This window comes from Microcystis sp. Msp_OC_L_20101000_S702 (assembly GCF_007095705.1).
GTDB classification, from domain to species: domain Bacteria; phylum Cyanobacteriota; class Cyanobacteriia; order Cyanobacteriales; family Microcystaceae; genus Microcystis; species Microcystis ichthyoblabe_A.
The window spans coordinates 1-13,914 of the sequence record NZ_SFBO01000006.1 but is presented as its reverse complement, the minus strand read 5'-3'; the positions used below and the strand labels follow the sequence as shown (position 1 = coordinate 13,914).

Genomic DNA, 13,914 nt, shown 5'->3' with positions numbered 1-13,914 from the left:
AGGGTGATGCAAGGGTTTTAAGAGATTCTAGCAGATTTAAGTGCATTTGGGAAGCTCTCAATCAAGCTAAAAGCCCTTTCCTGTAAGGTTTTTAGATTTATTCAGCAAACCCTATCTAACAATTGGACAGCTTCTTCATGTCCTGGTTGATCACGATAGACATAGCAAAGTAACCCAGAAGTATCGAGGAGTATCACTGATTTGATGTCTCCTCATGAGTATCTCCATACTCTCTCCCTAAGTCAGCATCAATGCTTTCATTATCTGCTCCTGTCGGATAGCCGCTAATTGAGCCAGCGTGCGCTCGAAAGCGTTGACGTGCTGCTTCTTTTTCCGCTTCCGTGCGTTGGTCTTTAGCTTTTGTTAAGCGATACTGTCAAGACTTGACTCATTTGGCTGTACCTTCATTGTGGCTATTGATTAGATTAATTTCTTTTTTAACTCTTTGACCATTATAACCTCGGACATCAGCTTGTCTCTTCACAGTAGCACTGTAGGGTGGGTTAGTGACAGCGTAACCCACCGCATATTAGGAAATTGATGGTGCGTTACATTAACATTAACGCACCCTACGAAAGCTTATAAGTCATCTTCCGATAATCGAGCTATTTTCATAATTGATTTTAAAGTTCCAATTTTTAAGTCCTGATTGCGGTGTACAGGAATAGATAGAATTTTATCTTCATCCTCCTTTTCATAAATATGGTGACTACTGGTAATTTTTTTGAGTATCCAACCTTTTTTTTCGACAATTTTACAGAGTTTTTTCCTTGATATTGATTTCATACAGCAATTTCAATCACTTCTGACCTAGATTCAGGTTGTTTGCTTTCATTGGCAACTTCTAACCAGCCTTGTATGGCATCTTGGAGGTTATCGACAACTTCGTCCATACTATCTCCTTCTGTTATACAACCGGGCAGAGCGGGAACTTCAGCCCAGTAACCGCCTTCTTCGGCTGGATGAATAATAGCTTTGATTTTCATCAGGTTCAGAATTTTTGAAAACTTATCTCTTATTTTAATATGAATATGGAAGTTGGGTTGACGCAAGGAAACCCAACCTACAGGCTGATATTCTCATTGCATCAACAGCTATTAGCTATAATCTCATTGTCGTTTCTGACGACTTAGATATGCTGAGAGTTCAGGGATTAATCGTAGAAAATTGGCGGCGATGAGATAATTTGCTGGTGATGATCTGACCCATGTAGGAAAGGAAGCTTTATTACTAATATTTTAGCCAAGACTTGACTCATTTGGCTGTACCTTCATTGTGGCTATTGATTAGATTAATTTCTTTTTTAACTCTTTGACCATTATAACCTCGGACATCAGCTTGTCTCTTCACAGTAGCACTGTAGTGGATTGTTTCAGCTAATTTGGTGTATTAGAAAAATGCTAGAAATTCTATAATCTAAGACTTTAAGCCGAAATCTATTGCCCTATTTTAGCTGAAACAGTCCACTACGGCGATGGCGATCGCACTAACTAGGTGGTAATAGACAGCTCAATTGAGTCCCAGTCTGGATTCATACCATTATTGACCAGTATTTGAACTACTGAGGTTGTTATCCCCATGGCTTCGGCTACGATATCACTGGTGGACATTTTTCCAATCCCACTCACCGTAAATGTGTCCCTGGAGGAGCCTGTGTGCACCAATGAACTACGAATATTATACATTGCCTTAATGATTGCCCTGACCCTTCTCCTCTCGTCAGGATTGGTTGAAGTGAGTAGAGCAGCGCGAAGCCCAATCTTGAAGGTGAGTTCACCATGATCTCCGACCAACAGGGCCTCAAGAGCAATGGCTAATTCTAACGCTCTGTCAGCGGGCATTCGCCTGATGCGAGCCTGAGCGAGTCTCTGCATCGCAATTCGTGCCTTATTCTTATGGCTGCTATTCAGGTTCAAAAAGTTACTTATCAATTCAGATGCGCGAGAAACGTCTAGATTGCCATTACCTTCAAGAGCCAGAGGAGTTATCTCTTGATGAACGAATATCGTGGGTGATCCTGTTTGAGCACACTCAAGATCTGGATCGGTGTATTGGAACCAACGTGGCCCAGGCATAATGCCAGCTTCCGCGGACGTGCCCAAGCAGAGGAGTACATCAGATAAGAGCGGACTGTAGTCAGTGGCGTTTTGCATCGGAGTATCGTCGTTAGCGTCCTTGAGGAAAGGTTCGATAGCCGTAGTGCAAACCACTGCAGCCGTTGGTGACTTCCATGTTAAGGGCGGCATTGTCAGACTTGGGCAGTGAGGTTTGGATAGCGCGTCCTTCTGCCTTGAGGCGGGCAATGATTCAAATGGCAGTAGTTGGACGTTGCCAGGGAGTGTTACTGGCACCTCGGGTGTGATTCCCCAGCAGGTAATGACCAAGATGCCCGATGCTCGCTGGGTGTTAAGCACTTTCTGCAGCCACTCAACGGCTGCTATGGCAGATCCCCGCCGTCTAGCCTCGCTCAACAGAACCGGAGCAACCAATATTGATTGGAACCCAGTCATTCCAAATGGAGAACAGATCATCATCTGAGATCGAGAGAATTCCTCCTGATTAGCCAGTAGGTCTTTAATTTTTTCTGACAGCATATGCAAAATATGCAAATGGGCGAGATTCTCGACTTCCTCGAGCTCGAGTCGATTGCCTAATTGCATCAGAGCCTCCTCAACCGCGGAGGTTAGTGCCCGCTCGACTTCCTCGAGATCGAGTCGATTGCCTAATTGCATCAGAGCCTCCTCAACCGCGGAGGTTAGTGCCCGAGTGTCCATGTCCATGTCCTCATCATGTCGGTCGCTAACTATTAATTCAACCGCTTACTGCGGTCTAGCACCCCCCTTTATCCTACTATCCCACCTCCATCGGTCTAACACCCCATAAATAAAACTTAATACCGCACAGTGCGGTTTAATCACCCCCATTTGGGCATAATTACCGCAGGGGGCGGTCTAGTATCTCTGCCAAACCGATTTTACCGCGTTTGCCGATGACAGAAGAAGCCCAGTCCCCTCGACTGTTAGAACGAGTCCGAGAAGTCATGCGTCTCAAGCACCTTAGCTTGAAGACGGAAAAATCCTACCTCTACTACATTCGAGACTTTATTCTCTTTACACAACAAACGTCATCCTAGAGAGATGGGAGTGTCCGAAATCCGCCAGTATCTGTCGCATTTAGCCACCGACAAGCAGGTTGCCGCCTCAACTCAAAATGTCGCTCTCAATGCCTTGCGGTTGACGGGTCAAAAAGTGCTTTACGTCCAGACACCACAATTTTGAAGGCCTGTAAGGAAATTGGCGGTTATCAACCCGTCACCTGGTTAGCAGGAAGGGATAAAAGCCGTTATCCCCAAGTTTATCGCCCCCATCCCTTAGAAAGCAGCAATTATGGGGCAGTTGACGGGATGATTGGGGTTGCTAATCAGAAATGGCGAGAAAGTCTCTTAATACCTCGTCCTGTCAATCAATTTCGTGGTTTTTTTCCCGAAGTTAACAATCAGAATCTTACTGAGATAGCGATCAAAATCAAGGAAACCTACAATGATTATTTAAAGTTAGTGCGATCGCTTGAAGACCTGAAAAACCGGCATCCCGAACTAAGAGAACCTTATATCGAGGTAACATCGACTAAAAGTCAGAGAACGATTTACCTGACCCGACTAGATCGGTTTGGGACTTTAGAATCGGGTTTTTTTTAGTCAAGATAAGCAGTCTTGTAGCGTGGGTTAAGCGATGGCCAACCCCAACCCCAAAAGTACTGAGGACGATCGTCAAACACTATATCCCAACTAGGGATTCACAGGGGAAGGAGTCTCAGGTGGTTTCCCCTGTTTTAATCGGATAAACTAGGGATACCAGCTTTCATCAAGGCATCAGCATGACTACCAACGTAGCGAAAACTCAATGGCAATATTTAGAGAAGCGTCCTCATTCCTGGCGACAACAGCTTTGTTTTCAAGGCAGGAGGCTGAAAGCTTTTGATGTCTGGTCAGATATGATTGTCAATGACATGACTCCTCAAGAAGCAGCCCTTAATTGGGAGTTACCCCTGGCTGCCATCTATGAAGCAATTGACTATTGCGAGACGAATCAGCAGCTACTCAAGCAAGAAGCAGAAGAAGAACGCCACCGTCTGGAAGCAAAGGGGATTAGTGTTGAGCCTAAGATTATTGCTTGATGAGGACTCGCAAGCCCAACTTCTGGTTAAGTTACTTACGGCTGCTGGTCATGACGTGCTGACGATCAATGAAATTGGTTTGGCTGGATGCACAGATAATGTCGTACTTGACTATGCCATACAGGAAAATCGGATTCTGCTAACTCATAACTGCGATGACTTTGAAGAGTTGCACCAAGCGAATCCAAGCCATTCGGGGATATTCGCGGTTTACCGTAACGCTAACCTCTTAAAAAATATGGGCTTCAAGGCAATTGTCAAGGCAATCGCCAATCTCGAAACTGCTAACGTCCCCCTTGCTAATCAGTTCATCTCCCTGAACCACTGGAACTATTAATTCTGGTTTGTCTCGATCTTGTCACAAATCTTAACTTAATCTCTCCCTAACTATTGAAAACAAAAATACACTCTACCCCCCGCACAGTATCCTACGCTACAATTTAATAAATCTTTACATTATTCTCCCTGACTAGGGATTCACATCGGATTTACACACCCTCGCCCAATATTTCGTCAAAACTTACCGAAAAATTGGGTTTAAAGCCTCGCCCTTTTAGGGCGACTTTATATGATGTATGCTATTAAGAATAGGGGGCCGGGTAAGCAACCGCTTAAAAAACCCAGTCATCGCCGGATGAACGCACCGTTCGGACCTCGGCGTGAGCTTTTGTCGAACGCTGAGCTCAGGGCAGCGCGGTCAAAAACGACATCGGTAAGATTGCCAACCAAATTATGATGGCTGTCACCTTGCGTTGGGAAACCATTTTGATGCCAGAGGAAAGAAAAGAGGGTCATCAGTTGTCAGATTTGCGTTTTCAGTCCACTGATTACTGGAAAAGCTTCCCAACTCCCACTCTGCAATAACTACTGGCAGCCAGAAATAGGTTGGGTACTTATCATACTTTGTGCTTTTTGTCAAAAAAACTTTTTTTTTGCAATAAAACTACACAAAAAAAAGATCATCGTTGTGGGTGAAATTGACTGATTTACCCGTCTTAATTAGGATTACCTTGTAGGTGTGGCAAGGGTTTCAACCATTGCTGTTCAAAAAAGCACACAACAACCCACTATGAAATTCTATCAAATCGCTGTAACCATTGTAAAATCGTTGTTAAATAAAAATCTTTCTCAATTAATTCTTAAGAATTTATAAATATTGCGGAATGTTAATTTAAATATTCTCAAGTTTTTGGAGTCAATATATAATGGTTGCTTATCTTTGTTGAAAAATAGAACTCCTGCAAAAATCCAACATCTACCATTGGGTTAGGAGATAGGATTCAGGAGACGGGATTCAGGAGATAGGAGATAGGAGTCAGGAGTCAGTAGTCAGTAAGAATTGCGGCAATTTACATTTCTCAAGATAGACAACAGAATTTATGTCCGACTACTTATCAGTTATCAGTAATCAGCGAGGTTGAATTATCGCTTTTTTCTCAAAAATTTGGATAGTATCTCAGCATATTTTAGTGAGTTAGCCATAGCAAAGTAACCTACTTTTCAGAATTTAAAAGTTAGTAGCTGATGCTATCACCTGACATTAACTGCTGCCATTCAGAATCCTGCTGATAGTGGTCAAGCATAGACACAGCCTGCCCTTCAAGGATACGCCTGCACTCAATCAATGGTAACTTGAGAAAAGCCAGACGTTGCTCTAGGGATAAAGCTTGTTCTTCAGGGGTTAAATAAGACGGATTAGCCTCTTTCACCAGTGGGAAAACCTTCAGTTTGTCAGAAAAATCCCATTCCTATCATATCTAGATTTTATAGGACATCCTCTCAAGCTAGGCGGACTGATTAAAGAAACAAAGGAAAATGGAAATTTTGCCGATCTAGGGCTGGCCTTTGCTATAAGTGAGCTATATAGCGCCTCCTTGGCTAGTGAGGAAATTCTCAAACGCTAAAGCTGAGAACTTACCGCTATAACTAAGCACACGAATCACCCAGACTGAGAAAATATCATGCGTATCGCTCACGATGTCACCGAATTGGTTGGCCGCACACCTTTAGTACAATTGAATCGGATTCCCCAAGCGGAGGGCTGTCTTGGCCGAATTGTGATGAAATTAGAAGGGATGAATCCCGCTGCTTCCGTCAAAGACCGCATTGGCACTCACATGATTAATAGCGCCGAAAAAGCGGGTTTAATCAATCCAGAAACCACGGTTTTAGTGGAACCCACCTCTGGCAATACGGGAATTGCCCTCGCGATGACTGCGGCAGCTAAGGGTTATCGCTTGATTTTAACTATGCCGGAAACGATGAGTTTAGAGCGCCGGGCGATGTTAAAAGCCTACGGTGCTACCCTAGAACTTACCCCCGGTTCCCAAGGTATGAAAGGGGCAATTTTACGCGCGCAGCAAATCGTCGATAGTATCCCCGGGGCTTATATGTTGCAACAATTTCGCAACCCTTCTAACCCAGAAATTCACCGTCTCACCACTGCTGAGGAAATTTGGCAAGATACCGACGGACAGGTAGATTTTATTGTTGCGGGTGTGGGTACTGGAGGCACGATTACGGGAGTCGCTGAAGTGATTAAATCTCGTAAACCTAGTTTTCAAGTAGTCGCGGTGGAACCTTTCAATAGTCCGGTGATTTCCGGGGGTAATCCCGGTCCCCATAAAATTCAGGGTATCGGTGCGGGTTTTATTCCGGAAGTTTTACGCACAGATCTGATTGATGAGGTAATTACCGTCAGTGATGAGGAAGCTTTTCAATTTGGTCGTCGTTTGGCAAAAGAAGAGGGTTTACTTTCGGGGATTTCTTCCGGTGCCAATCTTTGTGCCGCAATTCAACTGGCCCAACGACCGGAAAATGAGGGTAAATTAATTGTGGTGATTCAGCCTAGTTTTGGAGAACGTTATCTGAGTACGCTGATGTTCCAAAATATCGAGGAGCGCGAGTTAACTTTGGTGTAAAAAAATATCCTCCTCAGCCTCTAGCAGTCAGCTTTAGTTAAGGGCTGATTGCTAATAGCAGAGAGCTTTTTAATCATATTTCAAGAGGGATTTTTTCACCTGTAGGGGTATTTGTAAAGGTTGCGGTTTGATTGCTTCTTTGCCAGAAAAATTATCCAATAAAGCCGATCGCACTTGTGCATCGGTTTCTCGTGAGAGAAGATAGCGGAAGTATTCTTGGCATTGTTCTCGAAGACTGGGGGAAAGTTCCATTTCACTTAAACGTCGGACGGCCATTAAGCGCATTAAGGGATCATTGACTGTTAATTTTTCTAACCAGCGATCGAAGTTTTTTGACTCATTTTCACCGCGATGGTCGAGAAAATGCCATCCTAGCAGGATTAAAGTCAAAACCGTGCCAAATCCTTGCAAAATTGAGGCCAGGGCCAACCAGCGATTTTCGGCATAGGTCCAAATTGCCACAGCGAGATAGGTGGCTAAACTGCCTAAACCGCCACAGACTACCGCTAAAGTTAACTTACCGCTATCGGCACTGAAAAAAGCACGCCCCCACAGCCACAGCGATGGCCAGTTTTGACCCTGGAGATGGTAAACTCCAATCATCGCCCCCACCCCGGTTAAAGTGGCCAAAACTAGCTGCCAATTCCACGCCCAGAGGATCAAAAAACTAGCACAAGCTGCCGCCCATGTCAAGAATTGACGGGTTTTTTTTGCGGCGAGAGTTTTGATGACTCGACGCTGCAGAGCGGGAGAAAAATAGGGAGGAAGGCGGAATACTGAAGACACGGGAAGTTTTTCACTGAGGGTTTGATGATCACTATAGCCTGTTCTCAGGCAGACAGATCATTTTTCTCGGTAAAAATCCTTGTGGGAAAAGAGCGAAGTGCTAGGGTGGGCTAAAATTGCGATCGAGAATCGGCTAAAGTTCAGATTGGCGAGCTAAAGTGTTAGGATGGTTTGCAATCAAACTCAACTTTTTTTAGCAATAAATAGCTGAACAATATTCTGTAAACTTATATACAGAAACCTAAAGAAATATGTTAATTTGCAGTCCTTAGGGCAGTAAATTCTGATAGACGATCTAGAGTAGTAAGTATAAGTACCGCACCTAATTTTACCTAGTCAAGCTGGCTATCTAACTCATCTATATCATTTCCGAACAGAGTTAGAACTTTCTTTGTCTCGGTTGAGTCTTGCGGGAATTTTACCTTAAGGAAAATCTCGATAATTTTGAGTCATGATTCACTAGAATCCTCAAATATTCCATAAACTGGCGAGTTTTAAGAAACCTAGGAGGTTCATCGCTATGAAAAGCCGTCTTATTGTTTGTTGTGATGGAACTTGGCAAGATTTAGGACAAGCTTATCCTACCAATGTCGTCAAAATGGTGCAAGCTATCACGCCACTTGATGATAGTAAGGGCAACCCCATCCGTCAAATCATCTACTATGACGAAGGCATTGGGACAAAACAATCTAATGCCGAGATGACTGATACTTTAATTAAAATTACTGGAGGTGCTTTAGGCATTGGCATGGATCATAAGATTGAGGATGCCTATCGTTTTCTGTGCTTAAACTATCAACCTGAAGATGAAATTTATCTCTTTGGGTTTAGTCGGGGAGCTTACACTGTACGCTGTTTAGCTGGGTTAATTTATAATTGTGGTTTGTTGTATCGAGAATTTATCCGACAAATTCCCAAAGCCTACGAAATTTACCGAGACAAACAAAACCCAAATAACGCACCTAACGGTAAAAATGCCATTGATTTCCGTAATCAGTATGGACGACGAGTTCCCATTAAAGCCTTATGCTGTTGGGATACAGTTGCTTCTTTAGGTATCCCCGATATCGTTCATTCTCTGCACTTGGATGAAAAGTTCAACGAACGTTATCGCTTTTATGATTCGACCATCAATCCTACAATTGAAAAGGCGTTTCATGCAGTTGCCATTGATGAAATTCGTAAGGTTTTCGATGTAACGCTAATGCATCCCCATTCTACCCAGATCAGACAACAAAAAGAACAAGTGGTTCAGGTTTGGTTTCCGGGAGGTCATGGTTGTGTTGGTGGAGGTTCTCAGGAAGAATCTGGCCTATCCGATGGAGCTTTATTGTGGATGATGGAACAAGTCGAAACCTTGGGTTTGGCCTTAGATAAAAGTTATATTCAACATGAAGTTCATCCCAATTGTAGTGCGTATTTTGATAATACGTCAAAATGGCCATTTAATGTAGCGGGAACAGCACCTCGCCAATTTGAAGGGGATGTTAGCAATTTGCATGAAAGTGTTAAAAATCGCTGGACAGACCTGAATGTCAATCCCCCTTATAAACCCGCTATTCCCGAAATTCAAATGATGCTTGAGCAAGAGCTTGGTGCTTTGAGAAAGAAAGAAATAGTCTCTGTTTAGCACTTCGCTGCCTCAAAAATGTCGCCTTCACTTTACTTACATAAACACTCATAATCTGAACTAATTAGGAGGATTTACAGAGCAGATAGGCTTTGTGTGGTAATTTTTGCTTATGGACGTGAAATGCTTACTAAGCAACACTTTTAGGACTATTTGGCGTTTGAATCATAACTCATTGATGACAAAAGTTTCCTCAAATGGGGATGGATGCTATGAAAAACTTGATGAGAAGTATTATTTCAGTTAGTTTAAGTCTGGCTGTTCTCCCCATTAATAGCCCCCATCTCCTATCTCAATTAAGCGAAGAAAGCTATGTCAAAATCATCCAAAATTTATTGATAACGGATAACCTAGAATCCGATCCTTTTGCTTTGATGAGAGAGGAAATCTTAGGGGAACTAAAACTTGATCTTTCTGCTCAACAAGTTATTCAATTACTCGGAAATCCTACACAAAAAGGACAAGTAGAATTTTGGGCAGGGGATGCACTTTATCATCAATATTGGTATTATCCTAATCAAGGTATTACCCTCAGCATGGCATCAGAAACTGAAAAAGGACAGCAAAATATTGCCTTTATTAAATTAGTTTCCCCTTCAACACTTCCAACCAAACGAGGCATAACAATTGGCAGTTCAATAGAGGAGGTTAGCCTTGCCTATGCCAAAGAAAAAGATCAAGAGATGTCAATACCTGATCAAACTTTTGTCGCTGGTTCAATTTATGGAGGATTAATTTTTACCTTTGATCAGGGTCGGGTCATTGAGATTTTCTTAGGAGCAGCAGCTGAATAAATGCCTATCAGTTGAGTATCCTTGTCTGTTGTTAAAACTTGTAATTTCAGGGATAGAAATTATGTCTTACTTTATCTTTCCACTTCGTCCAAGACCCAGTTTAAGCTATAAAGATGGCGGACGGCAATTCGGTGCAGGTCGTCCCGGAGGTCGGAAACACGCAGGTTGTGACTTAATCGCACCAAAAGGAACGGAAATTTTAGCAATGGCAGATGGGAAAGTTATCGTCGGTCCCTATGCTTTTTTCTCTGGAACGAATGCTATAGAAGTGAAGCATGATAACGGAATGGTTATCCGTTATTGTGAAATTGGACAGATGCTTCCTCGTGGCATTCAAGTGGGAGCAAGAGTATCAAAAGGTCAAGTGATTGCCTATGTTGGTCGTCTTCATTCTGGCAGTTCAATGTTACACCTAGAAATGTATCAAGGAACTCAAAATGGTGCATTAACACAAGCTGGAAATCGTCCTTATCAACGGCGCTCTGACTTATTAGACCCCACGGATATTTTAGATCATGCACCTTTAGTCGGACAAACACCCCCACCCGATGGCGATATTGGCACAGTTAATGCTCAAGTTACTACGACTCTTAATGTCAGAAATGATGCCAAATTATCCGCACCTGTGCAGTTTACCTTACGTTTTGGGGAAACTTGTATTGTCTTAGAAAAAGTCACAGGAGATACCTATTCCCGTGACCAAAATCAATGGTACAAAATTTACAAGGATGGCAAAATAGGATTTGCGGCGGCAGTTTATATTGATTTCACCGAGCAACCAGAAGAACCCAGTAATCTGGCAAAAGGCCGAGTTAATAATCATGTGCAGACTGTCCTAAATGTTCGGAGTCAGGCCGCCACAACTGCCCCCATTCTCTTTGAATTAAGCCCCGGTGCCACCTGTACCATTCTGCAAGGAGTGACAGGTTCTCCCTATCCTCCTAATAATCAAACCCAATGGTATCAAATCCAACAGGGGGGACAAACGGGATATGCCGCCGCTTACTACATTGATAAATTCGACGAGAATAATCCTCCTCAAGTCCTGGAAATTGAGAGTGCTGAAGGACGAGTGAATCATCGGGTATCGAGTACCCTTAACGTCAGAAGCCAACCCAATACCAATTCAAACATTTTATTCACCTTAAGCACAGGAACAACCTTCAAAGTCCTAGAAGAAGTTTCTGGCAGTGAATATGACTTTGGGCGCACAGATTGGTTAAAAATTGATTACAACAATCAACAAGGCTATGTGGCTGCCTATTACGTTGATATTAACCTCGATCCACCACCGGCCAGCCGTTGGGATCAAGCCTTAATGCAAGCTCCCACAACAGGTGCATCCGCAGCGACGGCTTCTCAGGATGGACTGTCAGAAGGGGTGCAGTCTTCCCACAAAATGGCACAAACTGACCTACAACGGGTAAAAGCCATGGCCGATTGTTTCTGTACTGCTGCGGCTAAATTCGGTGTTCCGGCAGCTTTATTGGCGGCCGTTGCCAGTCGAGAATCACGCGGGGGCAATATTTTAAATGCTCAAGGATGGGGAGATTGCCACGGAGGTCAATGTTATGGTTTTGGCATTATGCAAGTGGACAAACGCTCCCATTCCATTGAAGGATTACCCGATCCTAAGAGTTTAGAACACGTTGAACAAGCTACAGGCATTTTTGCTAATTGCCTCCAACAAGTCCAACAAAAACATCCTAATTGGGAAGATCGTTATGTCATTAAAGGCGCAGCAGTTGCCTATAATTCAGGAATTCGTAATGTCCAGACCAAAGAAGGGATGGATATTGGGACAACAGGCAATGACTACGGTTCTGATGTCATGGCACGGGCGCAATATTACGCTAATCATGCGGATTTAAGTGTCTTCCGAATTAGCCTTTAAACTGCTACCGATCCTAGTAGTCAGACCCCATAAGGGATTTATCTGGCTACTAGGGGATTATGAAAAGTTGGCTCTTCGTTACTTGGTATGATTCGATAGGGTGGCATAAATCGACTAAATCCTTATCTGGCAAGAGACTTAATTGATTAGTTAGTTCTAGATCGAAAACAATTGACATAAATCCACGAATTTCTTTCTATATAAGGTTTTCATCCCTTGTAATCCCGTCCATCGCATAACACAAACCGAAGAACCCTAAAGATGAAAAAAAAGGGCTAGTTTATATTCAATACAACAATCAAAGCAAGGAGAAAGATATTGATAAATTCAGAAAAAAAATTATCAGAGAAATGGAACGCTTTAGGGATAGATTTTATTGCATAATATAAGTCTAATTCTGGCAAATATGGAGATATTCGGTATTTTCATACGGAAGAAAAAGTGTTAGCTAATGAGTTACAAGTAACTCTTAACCAAAAGTATTGTCCTGAAAAGCCAGAGGGATGTTTTGTTACCCATGATCTATCAGAAAATTATCCTAATTTACCTAAAAAACAATTTGAAATTTGGATTGATGTCAACAAAATATCAGAGCCATTTCATTAAGCTAATTATTTGGTGTGATCTCAAATCTCACAACCTTTATAAAAAAGGAGGAAAGATAATGCAAAACAAAAATCTACCTGTAACCATAGACTCAAAACTAATCTGGAACGATACAGGAATTAATCTTGTCGCTGGACAAGAATATCATTTTCAAGCAACAGGTCAATGGACAGACTGGACAATTACCTCTAATGCTGATGGTTATGAAAGTCCTAATTTCTTTCTGAAACTATGTGAAGGACTACGACGAATGCCTAATTCACCTTGGTTTTCACTGATTGGTTCAATTGATAAAGATCAAGATAGTTTGTTCCTCATTGGCACAAATAAACAGTTTACAGCCCCAAAAACAGGACGGCTTTACTGCTTTGCTAACGATGTGATCATCGCCTATGGCAATAATCGAGATAGCATCCAACTCACTGTAACTTCCTTAACTTGATAAAGGGAAAATATCCTATTTGTGAACCGTATGCTGTTGTTAAAGTAACCTGTCCAGAATCAGGCAAAAAAGGATCAAAAATGATGACTAACCAAAAACTGAAAGCTCTAGTCAATACTGTTATCAAACAATCGCAGTGGCAATTGTGGCACCTGTATTGCCTGTCCTGTGGCTCAAGTGACTATGCTAAAATCGGTCAACTAGAAATGACGAGAAACGATTTTTTCAATAGTCGCCTGGGTATCCTGCAGCAGTTTCTCGCGACTATCTCTAGTATTAGTCAGACTAGGCACGAGATTACGAGCTTGTAAAGCCATGTGAAGTTGTAGTTGAGCCACATACTCACGGATATCTTCGCGGGTTTCCGATTGGTTAGGATGAAACATAGAGAAACTGGAAGGGTCTGTCTAGCTGATGGGGTCTTGTCGATAACTCCTATACAAGTTATCACAAGACCTTAGGTTCCCGTCAAGGATTTGCTCCAACTCTACACATTTCTCAACACAACTTATAACAGTCATCTCAAGGGCGAGGTATAAAGTTTTCGGGCTCTTCGGTTTGTGTTATGCAATGGATGGGGGTTATAAGGAATGAAACCCTTATAGAGACAGACATTACCGCGATTTTTGTCAATTGTTTGCGATCTAGAGCGAACTAATCAATTA

At 42.6% G+C, this 13,914-nt stretch carries 18 protein-coding genes and 2 pseudogenes; 13 read left to right on the top strand and 7 right to left on the bottom strand.

Translation table 11 applies throughout. The features are described from left to right. Positions 1-193: 193 nt before the first annotated feature. From EWV60_RS23090 to EWV60_RS00650, 3 genes and pseudogenes are all read right to left on the bottom strand, one after another. Positions 194-376 (bottom strand): annotated as a pseudogene (locus tag EWV60_RS23090) (hypothetical protein); the annotation flags it as partial. A gap of 203 nt (positions 377-579) precedes the next feature. Then, complete coding sequence (locus EWV60_RS00655) at positions 580-786, bottom strand: type II toxin-antitoxin system HicA family toxin (RefSeq protein ID WP_002731781.1); 207 nt, start codon at positions 784-786, stop codon at positions 580-582. After that, a complete protein-coding gene (locus tag EWV60_RS00650; protein WP_002734086.1) occupies positions 783-986 on the bottom strand; it encodes a type II toxin-antitoxin system HicB family antitoxin in 204 nt (67 codons plus the stop codon). Before EWV60_RS00650 ends, EWV60_RS00655 begins: the two co-directional genes overlap by 4 nt. A gap of 71 nt (positions 987-1,057) precedes the next feature. Here EWV60_RS00650 and EWV60_RS00645 point away from each other — a divergent pair. Beyond that, positions 1,058-1,180, top strand: a pseudogene (locus tag EWV60_RS00645) (VapC toxin family PIN domain ribonuclease); the annotation flags it as partial. A 310-nt stretch (positions 1,181-1,490) separates the two neighbouring features. Here the strand turns inward: EWV60_RS00645 and EWV60_RS00640 are convergent. Then, entirely contained in the window at positions 1,491-2,660 is a 1,170-nt protein-coding gene (locus tag EWV60_RS00640) for a HEPN domain-containing protein (protein ID WP_287230229.1), read from the bottom strand. Between the two features lie 329 nt (positions 2,661-2,989). Here EWV60_RS00640 and EWV60_RS00635 point away from each other — a divergent pair, with 329 nt between their 5' ends. The 6 genes from EWV60_RS00635 to EWV60_RS00615 all read left to right on the top strand — a co-directional run bounded on the left by EWV60_RS00635 (position 2,990) and on the right by EWV60_RS00615 (position 5,040). Beyond that, on the top strand, positions 2,990-3,133 hold the full coding sequence (locus tag EWV60_RS00635) for a phage integrase N-terminal SAM-like domain-containing protein (protein ID WP_287230227.1): 144 nt from the start codon (positions 2,990-2,992) through the stop codon (positions 3,131-3,133). 4 nt (positions 3,134-3,137) lie between these two features. Then, positions 3,138-3,278 carry a phage integrase N-terminal SAM-like domain-containing protein gene (locus tag EWV60_RS23085; RefSeq protein WP_353734368.1) on the top strand — a complete coding sequence of 47 codons (141 nt, stop codon included), beginning with the start codon at positions 3,138-3,140 and terminating at the stop codon, positions 3,276-3,278. Then, positions 3,275-3,697 (top strand): hypothetical protein, encoded by a 423-nt coding sequence (locus EWV60_RS00630; RefSeq protein ID WP_287230225.1) that lies wholly within the window; start codon positions 3,275-3,277, stop codon positions 3,695-3,697. Before EWV60_RS23085 ends, EWV60_RS00630 begins: the two co-directional genes overlap by 4 nt. Positions 3,698-3,876: 179 nt before the next feature. After that, positions 3,877-4,176 carry a hypothetical protein gene (locus EWV60_RS00625; protein ID WP_002753609.1) on the top strand — a complete coding sequence of 100 codons (300 nt, stop codon included), beginning with the start codon at positions 3,877-3,879 and terminating at the stop codon, positions 4,174-4,176. Further along, positions 4,151-4,513, top strand: a complete 363-nt coding sequence (locus tag EWV60_RS00620; protein WP_150978431.1) for a DUF5615 family PIN-like protein — start codon at positions 4,151-4,153, stop codon at positions 4,511-4,513. Before EWV60_RS00625 ends, EWV60_RS00620 begins: the two co-directional genes overlap by 26 nt. Positions 4,514-4,911: 398 nt before the next feature. Beyond that, positions 4,912-5,040: a hypothetical protein gene (locus tag EWV60_RS00615; protein ID WP_256380573.1), complete on the top strand. Its 129-nt coding sequence runs from the start codon at positions 4,912-4,914 to the stop codon at positions 5,038-5,040. Between the two features lie 650 nt (positions 5,041-5,690). On the opposite strand, the gene EWV60_RS00610 is transcribed toward EWV60_RS00615, so the two are convergent. After that, positions 5,691-5,885 (bottom strand): hypothetical protein, encoded by a 195-nt coding sequence (locus tag EWV60_RS00610; protein WP_002774955.1) that lies wholly within the window; start codon positions 5,883-5,885, stop codon positions 5,691-5,693. 252 nt (positions 5,886-6,137) lie between these two features. Here EWV60_RS00610 and cysK point away from each other — a divergent pair, with 252 nt between their 5' ends. After that, a complete protein-coding gene (cysK, locus tag EWV60_RS00605) occupies positions 6,138-7,097 on the top strand; it encodes a cysteine synthase A (RefSeq protein ID WP_002734500.1) in 960 nt (319 codons plus the stop codon). 69 nt (positions 7,098-7,166) lie between these two features. Here cysK and EWV60_RS00600 read toward each other — a convergent pair whose 3' ends face one another. Beyond that, positions 7,167-7,883 (bottom strand): hypothetical protein, encoded by a 717-nt coding sequence (locus EWV60_RS00600; RefSeq protein ID WP_287230218.1) that lies wholly within the window; start codon positions 7,881-7,883, stop codon positions 7,167-7,169. A gap of 520 nt (positions 7,884-8,403) precedes the next feature. Between EWV60_RS00600 and EWV60_RS00595 the strand changes: the two genes are divergently transcribed. The 5 genes from EWV60_RS00595 to EWV60_RS00575 all read left to right on the top strand — a co-directional run bounded on the left by EWV60_RS00595 (position 8,404) and on the right by EWV60_RS00575 (position 13,249). Next, the gene (locus EWV60_RS00595; RefSeq protein WP_287230216.1) at positions 8,404-9,513 is read left to right on the top strand and encodes a T6SS phospholipase effector Tle1-like catalytic domain-containing protein; all 1,110 of its coding nucleotides are present in this window, start codon (positions 8,404-8,406) and stop codon (positions 9,511-9,513) included. 374 nt (positions 9,514-9,887) lie between these two features. Beyond that, the gene (locus EWV60_RS00590; protein ID WP_145964558.1) at positions 9,888-10,307 is read left to right on the top strand and encodes a hypothetical protein; all 420 of its coding nucleotides are present in this window, start codon (positions 9,888-9,890) and stop codon (positions 10,305-10,307) included. 61 nt (positions 10,308-10,368) lie between these two features. Further along, positions 10,369-12,201: an SH3 domain-containing protein gene (locus EWV60_RS00585; RefSeq protein WP_287230215.1), complete on the top strand. Its 1,833-nt coding sequence runs from the start codon at positions 10,369-10,371 to the stop codon at positions 12,199-12,201. A gap of 441 nt (positions 12,202-12,642) precedes the next feature. Continuing rightward, positions 12,643-12,807: a hypothetical protein gene (locus tag EWV60_RS00580; protein WP_287230214.1), complete on the top strand. Its 165-nt coding sequence runs from the start codon at positions 12,643-12,645 to the stop codon at positions 12,805-12,807. A 58-nt stretch (positions 12,808-12,865) separates the two neighbouring features. Further along, the gene (locus EWV60_RS00575; protein WP_193977479.1) at positions 12,866-13,249 is read left to right on the top strand and encodes a hypothetical protein; all 384 of its coding nucleotides are present in this window, start codon (positions 12,866-12,868) and stop codon (positions 13,247-13,249) included. A 200-nt stretch (positions 13,250-13,449) separates the two neighbouring features. Here EWV60_RS00575 and EWV60_RS00570 read toward each other — a convergent pair whose 3' ends face one another. Further along, positions 13,450-13,635: a hypothetical protein gene (locus EWV60_RS00570; protein WP_002731861.1), complete on the bottom strand. Its 186-nt coding sequence runs from the start codon at positions 13,633-13,635 to the stop codon at positions 13,450-13,452. Positions 13,636-13,914 lie beyond the last annotated feature (279 nt).